2 protein-coding genes are annotated in these 2,843 nt (G+C 71.7%); both read left to right on the top strand.

Translation table 11 applies throughout. The features are described from left to right. Positions 1 to 283: 283 nt before the first annotated feature. A complete protein-coding gene (locus ACFXGX_RS43145; protein ID WP_384803963.1) occupies positions 284 to 2,032 on the top strand; it encodes a S8 family peptidase in 1,749 nt (582 codons plus the stop codon). A gap of 63 nt (positions 2,033 to 2,095) precedes the next feature. Further along, a complete protein-coding gene (locus ACFXGX_RS43140) occupies positions 2,096 to 2,725 on the top strand; it encodes a hypothetical protein (RefSeq protein WP_384803960.1) in 630 nt (209 codons plus the stop codon). The last annotated feature ends 118 nt before the right edge of the window (positions 2,726 to 2,843 follow it).

Below are 2,843 nucleotides of genomic sequence, written 5' to 3'. Positions count from 1 at the left end.
CGTACCGCCCCTTCCGCCTGACCGCCCTTCGTTCCGCCTGCCTGCCCCTCCGCCTGTCCGACCGCCACTGCCGTCCCACGGCATGACATCCGTCTCCTTGGCCTTTGGCGTGAATTCGGCGTGACATCTGTTTCAGGACGGATTGCACACGTTGCCCAATTCAACTTGTTCTCAAACCAAGTTGGCGAATTCGGGGTGGACGGGATGCCGAGGGCGTGCCAGGTTGTGCGGCGTACGGCACACGCAGGGACCGGCACCCAGGGATCGAAGGGAGCGGTACGCGATGACCGACCAGGTACAGCCGGCGCACGGCCCGGGAACGACCGGGCCGGGGCCCGACGGAGCCGGATTCACCTACCGAGGAGCCGAGCAGGAGCTGATCGTCGTCGCCCGTCCGGAGGCCAGGCTGCGCGCACGGGCCGAGGGCGTCCGGTCGGCGGCGGGCGCCGACGTCTCCGCCCTCGGCATGTTCCTCAGCGACGAACAGCTCGTCCTGGAGCCGCTGTTCGGCAGCGAGGACCGGCTCCGGCAGTCCACGGAGGCGGGCACTGGCAGCGGACCCGACCTCGCGCTCTTCTACCGGCTGCGCGGCGCGCGCAGCCGCGCCCAGGAACTGCGGGCCCGGATCGCCGCGCTGCCGGGGATCGACGCGGCGTACGTGAAGCCCGGCGCCGTTCCCGCGGCGCCGGAACCGGCGGCGTGGACCGGCCGGAGCACCGACGACGGCCGGCGGCTGAAGGAAGGAGCGCCGGTCACCCCCGACTTCACCAGCAGGCAGGGATACCTGCGCCCGGCGCCCGAAGGCGTCGACGCGTACTGGGCGTGGCAGCGGCCGGGCGGTGCGGGACGGGGCGTCACCGTGATCGACGTCGAGGGCGCCTGGCAGCTCGGGCACGAGGACCTGGCGTCGAAGCTCGCCGGGGTCGTCGTCGGCACGCCGCACACGGACCTCGCCTGGCGCAACCACGGCACCGCGGTCATCGGCGTGATCGGCGGCGACCGCAACGAGCACGGGATCACCGGCATCGCGCCGGAGGCCGTGACGGCGGCCGCGTCGTTCCGGGGCATCGGGACGGCCGCGGCGATCCACGCGGCGGCGGAACGGCTGGGCCCCGGCGACATCATCCTGGTCGAACTGCACGCTCCGGGGCCCCGGTTCGACTTCGAGGAGCGCGACAGCCAGGAGGGCTACATCGCACTCGAGTGGTGGCCCGACGACTTCGCGGCCATCCAGGACGCGACCTCCCGGGGCATCCTCGTGGTGGCGGCCGCCGGCAACGGCGGCGAGTCGCTGGACGACGCTCTCTACGAACGCCGGCCGGCGGAGTTCCCCGAGTGGTGGCGCAATCCCTTCAACCCCTCCAACCCGTCCTCCGGGGCGATCCTGGTCGGCGCGGGAGCGCCGCCGCCCGGCACCCACGGCCGCGACCACGGGCCGGACCGTTCACGGCTCGCGTTCTCCAACTACGGCGCCCGCGTGGACGCTCAGGGCTGGGGACGCGAGGTCACGACCACCGGTGGCTTCTGGGACCGGCCCGGCGATCTGCAGGGCGGGGCCGAGGAGATCACCTGGTACACGGACACGTTCTCCGGGACCTCTTCCGCCTCCCCGGTGGTGGTCGGCGCCCTGGCCGCGCTGCAGGGCATGCTCAAGGCCGCGGGCCGGCCGCCGATGTCCTCGGAACGTGCGCGTGTCCTGCTGCGGGGCACCGGTTCCCCGCAGCAGGACGCGCCGGGCCGGCCCGCCTCCCAGCGGATCGGAAGCCGGCCGGACATCAAGGCGGCGGTCACCCGGCTGCTGCCGGAGGCGGTCGGCTCGGGCCGCGCCGAGCGGTACTGGGACGAGCTGCTGCCGTATCCGCACGAACTCCCGCCGAGGCTCCGGCTGTACGTGTCCGGCGCCTGGCGCAACCTCGACCACCCGTCCCCCGAGATCCGGCAGGCGGTGCACTCCGCCTTCGCGGCGGGACGGCCCGACGTACGGGTCTGGTTCTCGGACGACGACATCGTCGGCCTGGTCGTCACGGGCTGAGGACGTGGTCCCACCGGACCGAGACGGAACGCAACCAACCATGGATGGAAGGTGGCACCCCGCATGAGCACGATCCCGCAGATGAGCCAGCAGGGTCAGCAGGGTCAGCAGGGTCAGCAGCAGTACCCGAGCACGTCGCCCTACCAGCAGCAGGGCATCGCCCAACAGCAGCCGTTCGGGCAGCAGATGCCCATCGGTCAGCAGATGCCGGCCGGTCAGCAGACGCAGTTCGGGCAGCAGATGCCGGCCGGTCAGATGCAGATCGGGCAGCAGATCGGGCAGCAGATCGGGCAGCCCTTCAACCGGCACGAGATCGGGCAGCAGGTTCCGCAGCACCTGCAGCAGCAGCTTCAGCAGCTCGGCCAGCAGCAGCCGTTCCAGCAACTGCTCCAGCAGCTCGGCGGGCAGCAGCACCAGCAGATCCAGCAGGGTGAGCCGCTGATCCTGCCGAGCGCCGTCGAGACCCGGACGCTGGCCATCGGCACGGCCCAGCACTTCCAGGACGTCGTGACCCCGCTCCCGGGCCAGCCGCGGGCGCTGTACCTGTTCATCGACAACGGCTGGCGCCGGCTCGTGCACCCCGACCCGGTCACCCACGACGTGGTCCAGAGGGCCTTCGCCTACGGGCAGCAGGTCCACGGGATCTACGACACCGGCACCGGTGCCCTCCAGTCCGTCATCGTGACCAGGTAGGCGCTGGGGGTTCCAGGAACACGAAGAGTGGCCGGGGGGGGGTGAAACCCCCCCCCCCCGGGGTGCCCCCCCCCCGGTCGTATAAAAAAAATTACCAGCCCCCCCGATTTTTTGGTTT

The sequence above is a fragment of the Streptomyces sp. NPDC059371 genome (assembly GCF_042751995.1).
In the GTDB taxonomy this organism is placed as follows: Bacteria; Actinomycetota; Actinomycetes; order Streptomycetales; family Streptomycetaceae; genus Streptomyces.
Note: the sequence above shows the minus strand (reverse complement) of the source record. Positions and strands in the feature narration are given on the sequence as shown.